9 protein-coding genes are annotated in these 15680 nt (G+C 44.3%); 2 read left to right on the forward strand and 7 right to left on the reverse strand.

Going from position 1 to position 15680, the window contains the following annotated elements; genetic code table 11:
* Window positions 1-155 precede the first annotated feature (155 nt).
* Window positions 156-2078 (forward strand): heavy metal translocating P-type ATPase, encoded by a 1923-nt coding sequence (locus A5882_RS01990; RefSeq protein WP_051154593.1) that lies wholly within the window; start codon window positions 156-158, stop codon window positions 2076-2078.
* An 81-nt stretch (window positions 2079-2159) separates the two neighbouring features.
* On the opposite strand, the gene celB is transcribed toward A5882_RS01990, so the two are convergent.
* From celB to rpsO, 4 genes are all read right to left on the reverse strand, one after another.
* Window positions 2160-3500, reverse strand: coding sequence for a PTS cellobiose transporter subunit IIC (gene celB / locus A5882_RS01995; protein ID WP_034872146.1), 1341 nt, complete (start codon window positions 3498-3500; stop codon window positions 2160-2162).
* 2 nt (window positions 3501-3502) lie between these two features.
* Window positions 3503-4903 (reverse strand): glycoside hydrolase family 1 protein, encoded by a 1401-nt coding sequence (locus A5882_RS02000; protein ID WP_008379488.1) that lies wholly within the window; start codon window positions 4901-4903, stop codon window positions 3503-3505.
* A gap of 219 nt (window positions 4904-5122) precedes the next feature.
* Window positions 5123-7240 carry a polyribonucleotide nucleotidyltransferase gene (gene pnp / locus A5882_RS02005; RefSeq protein ID WP_008379486.1) on the reverse strand — a complete coding sequence of 706 codons (2118 nt, stop codon included), beginning with the start codon at window positions 7238-7240 and terminating at the stop codon, window positions 5123-5125.
* Window positions 7241-7534: 294 nt separating this feature from the next.
* Window positions 7535-7804 carry a 30S ribosomal protein S15 gene (rpsO, locus tag A5882_RS02010; protein WP_005228072.1) on the reverse strand — a complete coding sequence of 90 codons (270 nt, stop codon included), beginning with the start codon at window positions 7802-7804 and terminating at the stop codon, window positions 7535-7537.
* 216 nt (window positions 7805-8020) lie between these two features.
* Here rpsO and A5882_RS02015 point away from each other — a divergent pair, with 216 nt between their 5' ends.
* Window positions 8021-8881, forward strand: a complete 861-nt coding sequence (locus A5882_RS02015) for a MurR/RpiR family transcriptional regulator (protein WP_086372368.1) — start codon at window positions 8021-8023, stop codon at window positions 8879-8881.
* Between the two features lie 69 nt (window positions 8882-8950).
* Here A5882_RS02015 and A5882_RS02020 read toward each other — a convergent pair whose 3' ends face one another.
* From A5882_RS02020 to A5882_RS02030, 3 genes are read right to left on the reverse strand one after another with little or no spacing between them, the layout of a single operon-like run.
* On the reverse strand, window positions 8951-10336 hold the full coding sequence (locus A5882_RS02020) for a glycoside hydrolase family 1 protein (protein ID WP_086372369.1): 1386 nt from the start codon (window positions 10334-10336) through the stop codon (window positions 8951-8953).
* Window positions 10333-12588: a glycoside hydrolase family 3 N-terminal domain-containing protein gene (locus A5882_RS02025; RefSeq protein ID WP_086372370.1), complete on the reverse strand. Its 2256-nt coding sequence runs from the start codon at window positions 12586-12588 to the stop codon at window positions 10333-10335. The genes A5882_RS02020 and A5882_RS02025 overlap by 4 nt, the downstream gene beginning before the upstream one ends.
* Window positions 12589-12594: 6 nt before the next feature.
* On the reverse strand, window positions 12595-15642 hold the full coding sequence (locus A5882_RS02030) for a glycoside hydrolase family 38 C-terminal domain-containing protein (RefSeq protein WP_086372371.1): 3048 nt from the start codon (window positions 15640-15642) through the stop codon (window positions 12595-12597).
* Between the last annotated feature and the right edge of the window lie 38 nt (window positions 15643-15680).

Below are 15680 nucleotides of genomic sequence, written 5' to 3' on the forward strand. Positions count from 1 at the left end.
ACTTGATAATCACTTTCATTATCAGGTACGTTGTTTTTTTACCATCTTGTTTTCGAATGTGCTATGCTCAAGTTGAGGGAGGAACAATCGATTGTTTCTTGAGAAAAGGATCGGTTTTTTCATTCATAGACTACATTCAAAAGGAGGCGTTTCTTATGAGTAAATCCGAATCGTCGGCTGTTTTTTCAACGATTGCTTGTTTGCTATTGATGGCAACTGGCTTTCTTATGGCATCTTTTTCCATTCCTTATAGCTTTGTCCCTTATCTGTTAGCGATTCTTGCCGGGGGTTGGAAACAAACCTGGGAAGGCACGCAAGAATTGGTGCACGACAAACGGTTGAACGTCGATCTACTGATGGCGTTAGCCGCCATTGGTGCCTGTATCATTGGGCATTGGTTTGAAGGGGCGATGCTGACCTTTATCTTTTGTTTGAGCGGTGCCCTTGAGGAATATACGACCAACAAAAGTACGCGAGAAATTAGTTCATTAATGGCACTGCAACCAACGACTGCCTTAAAAATGATTGAATCTGGGGAGCTCGTCGAAGTACCAGTCGAAGCCCTTCAGTTAAAAGATACGATTATGGTGGCAAAAGGCAGTGCGATCCCGATCGACGGTATCGTGATCCAAGGAACCAGCAGTGTTGATGAGGCGGCCATCAGTGGCGAATCCATTCCTGTCGAGAAACGTTTAGGCAGTGAAGTCTTTGGGGGAACCATCAACCTTGGGCAGCCATTGTACATTGAAGTTACTCAAACGAGTGAAAACACCCGCTTTGCAAAAATCATTCAATTGGTGGAAGAAGCGCAGCAAATGCCAAGTCAAACGGCGACCCTGATCGAAAAAATCGAACGGATCTATGTGCCGATCGTCCTGATCGCCGTCCCACTAATGATCGTTTTGTGTACGTTTTTCACGAATTGGGGGTTCCAAGAAAGTTTTTATCGTGGCATGGTCTTACTAGTAGTGGCATCCCCTTGTGCCTTAGTCGCCTCTGCTACTCCTGCGACGTTAGCAGCCATTTCTCACGCTGCTCGTTTGGGCGTTTTATGCAAAGGCGGACAAGCCTTGGATGCCTTTGCCAATGTCAAAGCGATCGCTTTTGACAAAACCGGAACGCTGACTCGAGGCAAACCTGCTGTCACTGATGTTCATCTATTGCTGGATGAACCGTTTATCCCCCAACTGATTGTTGGGATGGAAAAACAATCAAATCACCCATTGGCTGAAGCGATCTTGGCGTATTTCCACGATGAAAGACCATTGGAATTAGCAGTGGAAGAACAAGCGGGGGTCGGTCTAGCCACCACTTACCAAGCTGCCCATTGGACGATTGGAAAAGAAGTCGATCTAACCTCTGTTGCTGTCAGTGAACAAACCCGCATCCAAGAATTGAAAGCAGCCGGAAAAACCTTGATTTATATCAATCGTGACCGTGTATTAGCAGGGTATTTAGCACTATTGGATCAGCCCCGTCCTGAAGCTCGTGAGAGTCTTGCCTACTTCAATAAGCAAGGAATTCACACGACGATGCTGACGGGTGATCATTTAGGTACTGCCAAAGTGATCGCCGCAGAAATCGGCTTGTCTGACTACGAAAGTGATTGCCTGCCTGATGAGAAAACCACTCGGATCAAAGAAATGAAAGAAACCTACCAAATCAATGCGATGGTCGGTGATGGGATCAATGATGCCCCCGCCTTAGCGACCGCAAGTGTAGGGATCGCGATGGGCGAAGGAACAGATGTCGCAATGGATGTGGCGGAGATCGTCTTGATGAAAAATGATTTGCTGCGTTTGGTCGACAGTCACCGTTTGGCTAAGAAATTACAGCGGATCATCAAACAAAACATCGTCTTTTCTATCAGTGTCATCTTGTTGCTGATCGCTTCAAACTTCCTTGAATTTCTCACGCTACCTCTAGGGGTCGTGGGTCATGAAGGAAGCACGATCTTAGTTATCTTAAACGGGTTGCGTATGCTTTTGCCATTACACAAAGAAACACCCCAGCAAGCCAAACCAACCCGCAAAGATTGCGATGATTGTGTCTTGTATCAACAGTCTTTGCATACGTGACCACTATTTGCACTAGCAAAAACGCCCATTGTTGGCACTTCACTAGAAGTCCATCAACGGGCGTTTTGCTGTTTTTTCTACTTATGCTTGATTGGCAAGTTGTTCCGTGTAGAGTTTGCCATCGTACATCTTAAAGAATGGATAATAGCAGAGAATGGAAACCCCTAAGTTGATCAAAGCGATCAGGATGGCTCGGAAATCACCGCCGGTTCCTAAAAACGCCCCTATGCCCACCGGTGAAATCCAGGGAATTCCCGTAATGACTTTATCGACAAAGCCAAACGAGCTAGCAAAGTAAGCAATCGTCACGTTGATCAAAGGTGTTACGATAAAGGGGATGATCAAATACGGATTGTAGACGATCGGTGCCCCGAAGATCACTGGTTCATTGATGTTAAAAAGCCCCGGTAAGATCGCTGCTTTTCCTAAGACTTTGAGCTGTTGTGATTTTGCCACAAACAGCATCAATAAAACCAATCCAAGTGTACTTCCTGCGCCACCCATAAAAATATACATGTTCACAAAATCCCCAGCAAAAATATTATTGGCACCATCGATATTTTCAGTTAGAGCCACCAATAGGATGGGATTGATGAAACTATTTTTTATAACTGCCGTCCCATGAACCCCCACTGCCCATAAGAGATGGATAAGGAGCATAATCACGATGATTCCTAACCACGAACCCGTCAACTCCTTCACGAATTCAAATGGTTTGGATAGCAATCCGTGAAGATCCGTGTGGAAAACCGCCAGTACTCCATTGATCGCCACCATCAAAAAGGCAATCAAAATCGCTGGGATCAATGACGCAAATGCTTTGCTGACTCCATCAGGAACCCCTTCAGGCATCTGGATGGTGATCTTTCTTTTTACACAAAAACGATAGACTGACGTAGCAAGTACTGCAGTGATAATCCCGATGAAGATCCCTACTCCACTGAAGCGAGTGATCCAACCGCCTAAAGCGACCCCATTATAAACAATGGCGGTTTCGCTCTCTGACTGCAGCAATTGTGCCGCACCATCTGTGATATCGACTTGGACGATCGTCATTAAAAAGGCAAACAAACTTAATAACGCCCCTACAAAACTGCTCATAGTCAAATGCTCTTCTTTATGATAGATCTCAGTTAAATAATACCCTGTTGCTAAACAATAAAAAACAGCAATCGAGCCAACAGACATGGTAGTTACGACACTATAAAGCGGTGAAAATCGTAAAATCGTTTGTTCGAAAAAGCCAGCCAGTGGTGGAATGATTTGTGGTAAATTATTGATGATTAAAAAAATCGATCCGACGATCGTAAAAGGGACCGTAATGATCCCAGCTTGCATGATTGCGCGAATAAAGCGTAAATTCGCCAACTTATTCAATGGCGGCATCAAACGCGTTTCTAAAAAGGTAAAAACACTTGTCATCATTACTCCTCCAACGAAGGGATCGCCCCTTCTTCAATCAGCTTTTGATACCAATAAAAGCTGTCTTTTCTCACTCGTTTTTGTTCTTTTTCCTCTGCATCATTGCGATCTACGTAAATAAAACCATACCGTTTTCGAATCCCTTCATGCACACTAATCAAATCAATGGCAGACCACGGGCTATATCCGATCAGATCCACCCCAGCATTGATCGCGGCTAAGCATTGATTGATATGCTGCGACAAATAATCGATACGGTACGGATCATGAACCGCGCCATCTGCTTCTAGATGGTCTTCGGCCCCTAAGCCGTTTTCAGTAATGATGATCGGCAAGTGGTAACGATCATAAAGTGTTTGCAACGTCGTTTTCAGTCCCAAGGGATCGATGGTCCAATTGAAGGCATTTTTCTTCAAGAACGTATTGGTGAACCCTTTGTAAAAACCACGCTCCATAATGTCTTCACTTTGCTGATCACTGATGCCGTTTTTCATGTCCCCAGCTTCCGTCGGCTGCTCCACTGTCACCGTGGTGTAGAAGTTCATTGCGACAAAGTCAGGCAGAGCCCGTTTCATCAACACCTCATCTTCCGGACCAAAGTCAATCGTGAGGCCGTTTTGGTTCAAATAATCTTGAAAGACCGTATTGTAACGACCGAAGCAGGCGAAATCAAGGTACGCCCAGTTCCGGACACTGTTGAAATACAGCGCCGCTTGGTTGTCTTCTGGTCGACTAGTCGCCGCATAGACCAACGAAATATTCGGCACCGGTCCGATTTTGCCATTCGGTACGATTTCATGACACGCTTCGAAAGCATATTTTTCAGCGATCATCAGGTGATGAAATTGCTGGTATTTTTCTGATAATGGAATCTTTTTCCCTAATATTTTTTGATCCACCAACAGCATGATATTTGGTTCATTGATCGTCAGCCAGTGCGTCACTCGATCCCCATAGGCTGTAAACAGCGTTTTGGCGTATGCGGCAAATGCCTCAACGGTGCTGCGTTTTGTCCAGCCGCCTTCGTCTTCCAATGCTTGCGGCAAGTCAAAATGGTTCAACGTTACAAAGGGCTGAATGCCGTGTTTCAGCAATTCATCAATGACATCGCTGTAATGATCCAATCCTTTTTGATTAATAGTACCGCGCCCTTCTGGAAAAATTCGCGACCAAGCGATCGAAAAACGGAAAATTTTGATCCCCATTTCTGCTAACAAGGCGATATCCTCTTTGTACTGGTGGTAATGGTCGACAGCCACAGTAAAATCCGCGATCTTGTGGTTGTCTCTTGGACGAGTATCTTGGACACTCAGTCCCTTGCCATCGGTTTGATACGCTCCTTCGGTTTGGTGAGCGGAAATCGATGCTCCCCATAAAAAATCAGTTGGAAATGTTTGTTTCATATCGTACTCCTTATCCTAAATAAGATGCGTTTAACATCTTAGAATTATTGCTTGCATGGCAAAGACAATATTCTGAATTATCTCTTATTTTTCGCACTAAAGCAAAAAATAACTCCTGTCAAGTAAGACCCTTTTGAAGATGTGCTACTTAGACAAAAAAAAAGCAAAGTCTAGTTTCCTAGACTTTGCTTTTCAATGCGATAATTTAGAAATAGCAGCTTATTTTTGCTCTGCTTTATCTTCGTTCAATAGTGCTTTTCTTGAAAGGTTCACACGGCCTTGTTTGTCGATTTCTGTGACCTTCACTAAGATTTCGTCGCCTTCTTTGACAACGTCTTCTACTTTGTTGACCCGTTCGTTCGCAAGTTGTGAAATGTGAACTAAGCCGTCTTTGCCTTTGATCAAGTTGACAAACGCACCGAATTTTTCAACACGGACAACTTTCCCAAGGTACACTTCGCCAACTTTTACTTCTTTCGTCAATTCTTCAATGATCTTGATAGCTTTTTGGATCATTTCTGCATCAGCAGAAGCAATCGAAACTTTTCCGTCTTGATCAATATCGATTTTCACGCCAGTTTCATCAATGATGCCATTGATGGTGTCGCCGCCTTTACCGATTACATCTTTGATCTTCGCAGGATCGATTTGGATCATTTCGATCTTCGGTGCGTATTGGCTTAACTCTTCACGAGGAGCAGCCAATGTTGATGTCAATTCATTTAAGATTTCCATCCGTGCTTTTTTCGCTTGATCTAATGCTTCTGTCAAGATTTGTTCAGTGATTCCTTGAATCTTGATATCCATTTGTAACGCAGTGATCCCATCTTTGGTTCCAGCAACTTTAAAGTCCATATCGCCAAGGTGATCTTCTAAGCCTTGAATATCAGTTAAGATCGTGTAGTTTTCACCATCAGATACAAGTCCCATTGCGATACCTGCAACTGGTGCTTTGATTGGCACCCCTGCATCCATCAATGCTAAGGTTCCTGCACAGATACTTGCTTGAGAAGAAGAACCATTTGATTCTAATACTTCTGCAACGAGACGGATTGTGTAAGGGAAGTCTGTTTCATCAGGAATCACTTGTGCTAAGGCACGTTCGCCTAATGCACCATGACCGATTTCACGACGTCCTGGTGAGCCGGCACGACCAGTCGAACCAACAGAAAATTGAGGGAAGTTGTAATGGTGGATGAATCGTTTTGATTCTTCAACCCCTAATCCATCAATGATTTGGTGTTCGCCTAAAGGTGCTAATGTACAAGCAGACAATGCTTGGGTTTGTCCCCGAGTAAATAGACCAGAACCATGAACACGTGGCAATAAGCCAACTTCTGATGCCAATGGACGGATTTCGTCTAATTGACGGCCATCCGGACGAATCTTGTCGATGGTGATCAATTCGCGAACCACATCTTTTTCAAGATCTTCCGCGATTTGTTTCACTTCTTTCAAGAATTGTGCTTCCTCTTCATGTCCAGCAAATTTTTCTGCATACACTTCTTTCACTGTGTCTTTGACTTTATCGATCTCGTCTTCACGAGCCAATTTTTCTTCAGTCATAACAGCAGTTTTCATTGTTTGGTAGTAGCCGTCGAAAATTTCTTTTTTCAAGTCAGCATCTACTTGTAACAATTTGACTTCCATTTTTGGTTTACCCACAGCTGCGACAACTTCTTCTTGGAAGGCAACCAATTCTTGGATAGCATCAAAACCGAATAATAACGCACCTAACATGTCTTCTTCAGAAACTTCCTTCGCGCCTGATTCAACCATGTTGATAGCTTTTTTCGTTCCAGCTACTGTCAATTCGATATCAGTTTGTTCTGCTTGTTCTACTGTTGGATTCAAGACGTACTCACCATTGACCCGACCAACATCAACACCAGCGATCGGTCCGTCAAACGGGATATCTGAAATAGACAATGCTAAAGAAGAACCTAACATTGCCGCCATTGCTGGCGTACAATCTTGTTCAACACTCATTACGATGTTTGTTACTTGTACTTCGTTACGGAAACCTTCCGCAAACATTGGACGGATCGGACGATCGATCAAGCGGGCAGTCAAGGTTGCTTCCGTACTTGGACGTCCTTCCCGTTTGATAAAGCCACCAGGTACTTTCCCTACGGCATACATTTTTTCTTCGTAATTGATTGTTAATGGGAAAAAGTCGGTATCTTTTGCTTCCTTAGATGCAACCGCTGCACTTAGGACAACCGTATCGCCATAACGAACCAATACAGCTCCGTTTGCTTGTTTGGCTAATTGGCCAACTTCTACTTCTAATGGGCGGCCGCCCCAAGTTGTTTTGAATACTTGTTTTTCTGTCATGTTCTGCTCCTTTTCATCGGATCCCAGCAAGTCACTACTAAACAAATGAAAAAATCGGAATGTCGTTCCGCTGCTTTCATTTGGTTAGTAGGATGCTGCTTACAAGGACCCAAAATTCTTTTTAGCTGCGCTTTTTGATTCACCAGTCAAAAGGCCGCTCTTTCGGTGTTTCACTTTTTAGATGACTCGAGATCACCTGTCAGACTGCATCAGCTGTTTTAGCCGACACTGCAGTCGCAGTGATTCATAGCAAAAAAGTGAGATTCGGGTTGAACCTCACTTTTCTTTGTTTGATTAACGACGTAATCCTAAAGCTTGGATTAATTCGCGGTAACGTTGTACGTCTTTTTGACGTAGGTAAGCTAATAAGTTACGACGATGTCCAACTTTTTTCATCAACCCACGGTATGAATGGTGGTCTTTTTTGTGCATACGTGCATGTTCGTTCAAATGGTTGATTTCTTCTGTTAAAACAGCGATTTGAACTTCTGGAGAACCAGTATCTCCTTCATGACGTGCAAATTTGTTGATGATTTCGTTTTTGCGTTCTTTTGAAATTGCCATGTTTTTCACCTCTTTTTCTTTTTCCCCTGCGACTGAGTAAAACGTTGGTGATTCGTTAAACCAAGTAACAGGTACTGTGCTTTTCACACGTAATTACTTTACTTGATTCTAAGTAAAAAAGCAAGTTTATCTACCTATTCTTTTCGTTTCTTTTGAAAGCTCCTCCAAAACTTATGTTATACTGAGGATACTACTCTATCTAAAGGAAGTGTAAGGATGAGCGTTCTTTCCCGAATCGAGAGCATGAAAAATGAATTATCGCTTTCTGAGAAGAAACTCTTCGCATTCATGGAGGCCAATCCTGAAAAAGTGCCGTCGATGACTGCGAGTCAATTAGCAGAAGCCACTGGGATCAGTGCGCCGACTGTCGTACGCTTTGCGAAAAAAACCGGCTTTGCTAGTTTGACAGATTTAAAAATACAATTATCTGCGGAATCCGGCTTGCGCCAAAATGCCAATGAAAACTTGGGCTATGCCGATGTTGAATTAAATGAGCCCTTTCATGCCATCACATCTAAATTAAGCCACAATGCACAGGTGACTATGAATGAGACGGCTCAATTGTTAGAAGAACAGCTGATGTTGGCTGCCGCTGAACTGATCGCGACTCGTGAGCGAATCTTTGTCTGCGGGATCGGTGCTTCTTCATTGATCGCACAAGATATCCAACAAAAATGGACCCGTTTAGGCAAAATCGTCGTGTTTGAAAATGACTACAATCTCTTGTTGCCGCAACTCGTCAAAAACGAGAAAAAAAGTCTCCTCTGGGTCATTTCCAACAGTGGACACACGCCTGATATGGTTCACTTAGCAGAAATCGTTAAAAATCTTGGCGTCCCGATTCTGTCACTCACCCGATTTGGCAGTAATCCGTTAACAAAGTTGGCGGATGTTCCCCTGCAAGTGTCCCGTTCCAAAGAAGCCAACCAACGTAGTGCTGCTACGAATTCGATTATCGCCCACCTATTGGCGGTCGATGTCCTTTTCTATGTCTTTTTAAGCAAGAATGAAAAGCTGGCACGCAATATCTATGCCTCACGCCAAGCCATTGCCGATTTTCGTGAGAAGTATTTATAAAATATTCATAGCCAAAGAAGTCCGCAGGAAAGTTTTCCTGCGGTATTTTTTCTTCTAAGGACACTTTGATCAATCAAGGGCATTCTTGGCAGCTACTTCTGCCAACCAAAAACTGGACGCTTTGGGATAACGCGTGAAGTCATTTTTCAAATCCACTCGATAAAACCCATAACGGTTTTTATATGCATTCAACCAGCTCCAGCAATCCATAAAGGTCCACATATGGTAACCGAAACAAGGAGACCCGTCTTCGATTGCATGATGCAGCTGACGCAAATGGTCTTCAACAAAGGCGATCCGATACGTATCATTGACCTGCCCCGTGGCGTCCATGAACCGTTCTTCCTCAGATACCCCCATGCCATTTTCGGAAACAAACCATGGCATGTTTTGATAGTCATTCTTTAGACGCATCGCGATATCGTAAATCCCTTCTGGATAGATTTCCCAGCCGCGATGAGGATTGATTTTTTTCTCTGGCCAATCGTACCCACGAAATAACTGACGTGGCTCAAAGGGACCGGATGCTGCCTTCTGCGGAAGTGGTGCTTGGATCCGCAACGGTTGATAATAATTGCAACCAATAAAATCTACGGTATTTTCACGAAAAATTTCCGCATCTGTTGCTTCATATTCAGGGGACAATTGATGCTCCTTGAATAAGCTCGTTAGCTTTTCTGGAAATTGTCCATAAACGACACAGTCCAAAAAACTGCGAATATACAAGAGATCTGCCCATTCAGCGGCTTCTCGATCAGCCGCTTCTTGACTTTTTGGATAAACAGGTGACAAATTCAAGATGATACAGATTTCTCCATCAGGAAGTGCGATTTTACGAAACTCAGCAACTGCCTTCGCATGGGCTAACAAGGTATGATAACCAACTTGAATTGCCCGCTTGAAATCACGCACTTGCGGCCAATGAGCATCTCCGTAATACCCACATTCAATATGCACCAATGGTTCATTAAAGGTCGCCCATTTTTTCACTAAATCGCCAAATTGTTCAAAAGCAGTTTTTGCATAAAATGCAAAATGGTCCACGGATTCCCGCGCCTCCCAACCTCCTTTTTCCATCAGCCACCAAGGCATGTCAAAATGAAACAAATTAATGATCGGTTCGATGCCTTGATCCAGCATTTCCTGAAAATATGCCCGATAAAACCGGACTGCCGTCTGATTCAATGTTTTTCCATCTGGTAATAAGCGGGTCCATGCAATCGATGTCCGATAGGAATTCAAGTTCATGGCCTTCATGTTTGCTACGTCTTCCCGGTATTGATAGTAGGTATTTGAGGTGTCGCTTGGTCCGACACCATCGTAAAAGCGTGACGGCTCCAACTCAAACCATTTGTCCCATGTAGAGGGACTTTTGCCGTCAACCACTGCGGCCCCCTCGGTTTGCGGTGCTGACGCGGCCGCTCCCCATAAAAAGTTTTTTGGAAAGTGAATCATTCTTTTGCTCCTTTCTGAATTACCTGCCACGTGCGGTCAGGGTTGGACCGTTGAAATACAAATCGATACTGCTGACCTGCTGTTTCGACTTCCAGACAAAACGATGTTGTTTCTTCCAAGGAAATTGCCAGCTGCTGCAATGATGCTTCACCGATCACGAGTTGAAAAGTTGCTTGTCCTTGACTAGGCACCCATACTTTTTGAAAGCCGCATAAGACTTTTTTCCTCGGCACATATGCTTTTGTATACTCTTTTAGATAGCATTGGACCACTTCTTTACCAGACACAGTAGAATGATTTTCAAGTGTGCCACTGACGATAATGCCTTCCCCTGCATATTCAGCCGAAACCGAGCTGCAAATAAAAGAGGCATAACTAAGCCCATAACCAAAAAAATATACTGGTGCGCCTTTTTGATCGAGGTAGTCTTTTTGAAACGCTGTGTTGCGATAATTATAACAGACAGGCAGTTGTCCAACTGTATCAGGAATAGAAACTGCTAATTTCCCACTAGGTACCGTTTCGCCAAAAAGGATCCGAGCAATCGCTTCCCCTCCATATTGGCCGGGATAGCCAGCGTAAAGCACCCCATCGAACAAGTCTTTCAAAGGAGCTAAGCAATGCGGTCGACCGGAAATCACGATCCCAATCAGCGGCTTTTTACTCTTCTTCAACGCAAACAGTAAATCCAACTGGCATTGCGGCAAATCGAGGGTAGCCAAGTCGATGTTTTCTCCACTGGTCATTTCCTGAGATCCCCTTAAGGCGGCACCGTTTTTGTCAAAATCCGTTGTGAAATCACGGGCACTGGAGCCGCCGATCGTCACTAAGACGACATCCGCTTTTTCTGCAATCTGACAGGCTTGCCTTCGTTGAGCCAGTGTGCCACTAGAGATTTCGCAGCCTTTCTCGTAGAAGAAGTCAGCTTGATGCGTACTTAAACTGGTCAAACCTTCCCAAAGGGTCGTACATGTTGTTTCTTCCTTGAATGGCGTATAATCCCCCAGCTGATGATAGAGCTGTTTAACGTGAGGACCGATGACGGCAATCTTTTGTCGCGTTTTCTTCAAAGGCAAAATACCATTGTTCTCTAGTAAAACAATCGATTCCTCCGCCAATTTCAAGGCAACTTGTTGCGCCTTTTCTTTACGGGGCAATGAAACACGGGGCGTTGCTTCTTTAAACAAGCCAAGTTTTTCTTTCAAAAGAAGCACACGACGGACTGCATCATCGATCGCCGTTTCCGCAAGTAGCCCCTCAAGGACAGCTTCTTCTAACACTGGGAAAACTTCATCCCATAAACTAACATCCACACCGCTGGTCAAGGATTTGGCGGCCGCTTGCGGGCGGCTCCCCAGCCAGTCAGCAATCCGATCTAGCCCGCACCCATCGGCCATCACAATTCCCGTAAAGCCACTTTCTTCTCGTAAAACCTCTTGTAACAAATAAGCATTAGCATGGCAAGGAACACCATCTAGATCATTGTATGCAGCCATACACCCCAAGGCCCCAGCAGCAATCCCTGCTTTCATTGGTGGCAGATGGATCTCGCGGAATTCCCGATCACCGATTGCCACTGGCCCTGCATTGTGTCCCCCCATTCCTGCACCTTGGGCAGCAAAGTGCTTCAATACCGCTAAAACGTTCTGATTTTCTATCGTTGTTTTTGATCCTTGTAATCCTCTGACGGCCGCTTTGGTAAAGCTGCTGGTTAAAAACGGATCTTCACTGAAACATTCTTCAGTTCGCCCCCAACGCGGATCTCTAGCAATGTCCAATGCGGAAACCAAGCCAACATGGGCTCCTTTTGCCCGAATCTCTTGAGCAGTGATAGTTTGGGCCGCTTGATACAGCTCTGGATTCCAACTAGAACCAACACTAAAATTGACCGGAAACGTCGTCGCTTCTAAACCTTGGTGCCCGTGAGGACACTCTTCACTGAGAAGGGCCGGAATCCCCAGCCGAGTGTGCTCCTGCAAATAAGTTTGAATCATAAGGGACAGCTCATAGGACTCCGTGGTCGTCAGGCCTGTTTGCTGATTTCTACCTGACCAAGGATCAGCTCGAAACACGCCGTAAATCCAGCCAAGACTGCCAAAACGAGCTACTTCTTTTTTAAAGGTTTCAGTCAACATAATTTTTCCGTTAGTTTTTTCATAAACTTCCCAACCATACAGACGCTGATTCAGCTGGCCGATTTTTTCTTTCAATGTCATTTGTCGTAAAAGTGTCTCAATCATATGCTTCTCCATTTCTATTTAGTCTTCTAAATAAAGCATGATGGTCTGGATCTCAAATGGCTGGAAATGGATTGTGATGCTTTGGGCATCAAGCGGCTCGATCGGCAGTTCAGCGACGGTTTCTTCCAAAAGATTCGTTAAAACCGCTTTTTTGATTCTTTTTTGACAACGCAATTGACAGGCGGTGGTTTGATTGTGATATTCATACAACCGCACGATCAGTGCCTCTTCATCTTCGGCTTTTTTCACCGTATCCAGCAAGACATTCTTTTGATCGACTGCTAGAAAAGCTTCTGCTGATAGTTGTGGCACACTTGGAACGGTTAGAACGGGAACATTCAATGCCAAAGCTTCTTCCATCGTTTGCGCGTCTTGCCAAGTTCCTTCGTGGGCGTACAAGGAATAGGTAAACTCATGAAGGCCTTGATCCGCTTCAGTATACGGATCGATCGGCGATTTGATCAAAGAAAGCCCGATTTTTTGATAGTCCGTATTGAACCCATATTTCGAATCCGTCAAAATACTAACCCCATAATTCCCTTCTGAGAGATCTACCCATTTTTGTCCACAGCTCTCAAAACGCGCTTGGTCCCATGTCGTGTTTTGATGCACAGGCCGTTTTACCTGCCCGAATTGAATATCAAACGTTGCTTCCAATGTGTTGACATCAATCGGCATCAATGCCTTTAACAGCAGTTGATGCTGGTGCCAATCAACCGCTGTTTCAAAATTGATTCTTCCCGTGCCATGGTAAAAATGCAGCCATTGCGTAATAAAAGAATCTTCAAACTGACGTTTGATCTTCAAGGTATCGCGAATCTCCCCTTGCTCAACAACCTCGGCTGAGAGAACTTGCTTCACAGGATAAGGCTTCTTCTGGTAATAAATATCAATGTCCCACGCATCATAATCCATTGGCAGATCTTCGTAAGCCACTAACTGATTCAACCGCTCGCCTTTTGGCACGATTTCTCGCTGCTGCCGTTTGTCAAATAAAGAGATGATGTCAAAGTGTTTGTCAAAAATCACTTTAAAGTCAGCCGTTTCAAACGATTCCTCTAGTCGTATCGCTACTTGCTTTGATTGAGGCACAGCTGAGACAGGAGTCAATTTTTTGCTACTCAATCCAGCCATGGCGGGAATTTTGACTAAGAGCCGGTCATCATAGGTCCGCTGAGTCAGGTAAGCTTCTTTGATCCCTGTCTGATCGTCTAAATAGACCAGACCCGTCCGCTCTTGTCCCAGCGGATTAAAGACATGCCATGACGTAGCTTCGGCTGCTTGCACCGCTGGAATCAAAGCTTCGATCAGCTTGCAGCCTTTATCAAAGAGCTGTTGATACTCTTGATCCGTCTGATCATAAACTTCTTTGATCGAGCTTCCCGGCAGAATGTCATGGAATTGATTAAATAGCAGCTGTTTCCAAAGTTGTTCTAATTCAGCTTGCGGATAACGATTGATTGCACAAATACTATAAAGTTTTTCAATCGTCTGTAAGAAAAATTCTCCTTGGCGATTGGCCTTCTTGTTTTTGCCAATCGAAGTCAGTGTTCCACGATGGTATTCAAAATACAATTCGCCGTACCAGACCGGGCCAGTTTTTTCCTTAAAAGAATCTGCCAGTCGATCAAAAAAGCCCCCCACATGATTGCCAGTAATCGTCGGCATATCTGGCAGTGTCTTTTGCAGCCGTTTCTGGACTTCTAGCATCTCTTTCGTCGGGCCTCCGCCACCGTCACCGTACCCATAGGCAATCAAAATTTCGTCGTGCTGATCTTTTTGCTGATAACGTTCAAAACTCCCCTTAATCGTATAAGGATCTAGCAATCCATTATACGTCGTATAATAATCTCTTGGACTGTACCCTTCACTGATGGTGGTAATAAAATGCGTCAAAACGCGGCTGCCATCAATTCCTTGCCAATAGAAGGAATCATAAGGAATTTGATTGAACTGGTTCCATGACAGCTTCGTCGTCATAAAGTAGGGCGTATTTGTTTTGCGTAAAATTTGCGGCAAGGCGGCTGAATAACCAAAGACATCCGGTAGCCATAAGATGCGGCTATCGACTTGAAATTCCTCTTTCATAAACCGTTTGCCATAAAGGATCTGACGAACCAGCGATTCCCCTGAAGTCAAATTGCAATCGGCTTCCACCCACATCGCCCCGTCAACTTCCCATCTTCCTTCTCGAACTTTTTCTTTGATTGCAGCGTAAAGTTCAGGATAATGTGTTTTCATGGAGAGATACAGTTGTGGTTGGCTTTGAAAAAACGTGTAATCTGGATACTCCTCCATCAATTTCAAGACCGTCTGGAAACTGCGCTCACCTTTTTCAATTGCTTGCTGTGCCGTCCAAAGCCACGCCAGATCGATGTGGGTATGGCCGACAGCCGTCACTTTTTGTTTTGGTGTATGCGCTGGTAAGTAACATGACGCAAGCAGTTGCTTGGCTTTTGCGAGACTTTCATAAAATGCCGCTGAGTAGGGCGTACGAAAATCCAAGACATTGGCGACTTGACCAAGGACTTGTTGATAAAATGCTTCGTCACCGCCAAACGCACGAATGGCACGCCAACTATCAAACAGCGTATAAAAATCAAACCAGAGTTCATTGACGACAGGATCCAATGCCAATAAGTTGATATGCAGTGGGAATGGTTTATCGGAACGGCCCGAGAACAGATCAATCTTCAGTTTGACTGCTTTTTGTTGATATCCTTCAGCCAAAGTGACCTCTCGATGATTGACATCGATAGCTTGGACATAGGTATCGTCCAAATAAATTTTGATTTGGGGATTGGTGGTGTTGTCCCACTCTGAGAGACTTGAATAGACTTGTAAAACACAAGGTTTCCGTACCCAGTCAGCGGGAACTTGAAAGCTGCCTTTCAACTGGTAATAGGTGTTTTTTTCTCCGAAATAACTCCCTTGTTCATACGGTACCCAATCCTCTTGCTTAAAAAAAAGCAGGTCTATTGGCTGTTGATAGCGTACACGGTACTGTTTTAATTTGTAGAAAATTTTTCGGATGCGTTCAAACTCGTAAGGCTGCATAACTCTCATTTTTCTTTTGACTCCTCTATCTATTTTTTGAAAAAAAA

Source organism: Enterococcus sp. 4E1_DIV0656, assembly GCF_002140695.1.
In the GTDB taxonomy this organism is placed as follows: Bacteria; Bacillota; Bacilli; order Lactobacillales; family Enterococcaceae; genus Enterococcus_D; species Enterococcus_D entomosocium.

What these genes read in the sequence shown, in the direction of transcription:
- A5882_RS01990 (WP_051154593.1), top strand. Translation starts at nt 156, where the DNA reads ATGAGTAAATCCGAATCGTCGGCTGTTTTTTCAACGATTGCTTGTTTG.
- celB (WP_034872146.1), bottom strand. Translation starts at nt 3,500, where the DNA reads ATGACAAGTGTTTTTACCTTTTTAGAAACGCGTTTGATGCCGCCATTG.
- A5882_RS02000 (WP_008379488.1), bottom strand. Translation starts at nt 4,903, where the DNA reads ATGAAACAAACATTTCCAACTGATTTTTTATGGGGAGCATCGATTTCC.
- pnp (WP_008379486.1), bottom strand. Translation starts at nt 7,240, where the DNA reads ATGACAGAAAAACAAGTATTCAAAACAACTTGGGGCGGCCGCCCATTA.
- rpsO (WP_005228072.1), bottom strand. Translation starts at nt 7,804, where the DNA reads ATGGCAATTTCAAAAGAACGCAAAAACGAAATCATCAACAAATTTGCA.
- A5882_RS02015 (WP_086372368.1), top strand. Translation starts at nt 8,021, where the DNA reads ATGAGCGTTCTTTCCCGAATCGAGAGCATGAAAAATGAATTATCGCTT.
- A5882_RS02020 (WP_086372369.1), bottom strand. Translation starts at nt 10,336, where the DNA reads ATGATTCACTTTCCAAAAAACTTTTTATGGGGAGCGGCCGCGTCAGCA.
- A5882_RS02025 (WP_086372370.1), bottom strand. Translation starts at nt 12,588, where the DNA reads ATGGAGAAGCATATGATTGAGACACTTTTACGACAAATGACATTGAAA.
- A5882_RS02030 (WP_086372371.1), bottom strand. Translation starts at nt 15,642, where the DNA reads ATGAGAGTTATGCAGCCTTACGAGTTTGAACGCATCCGAAAAATTTTC.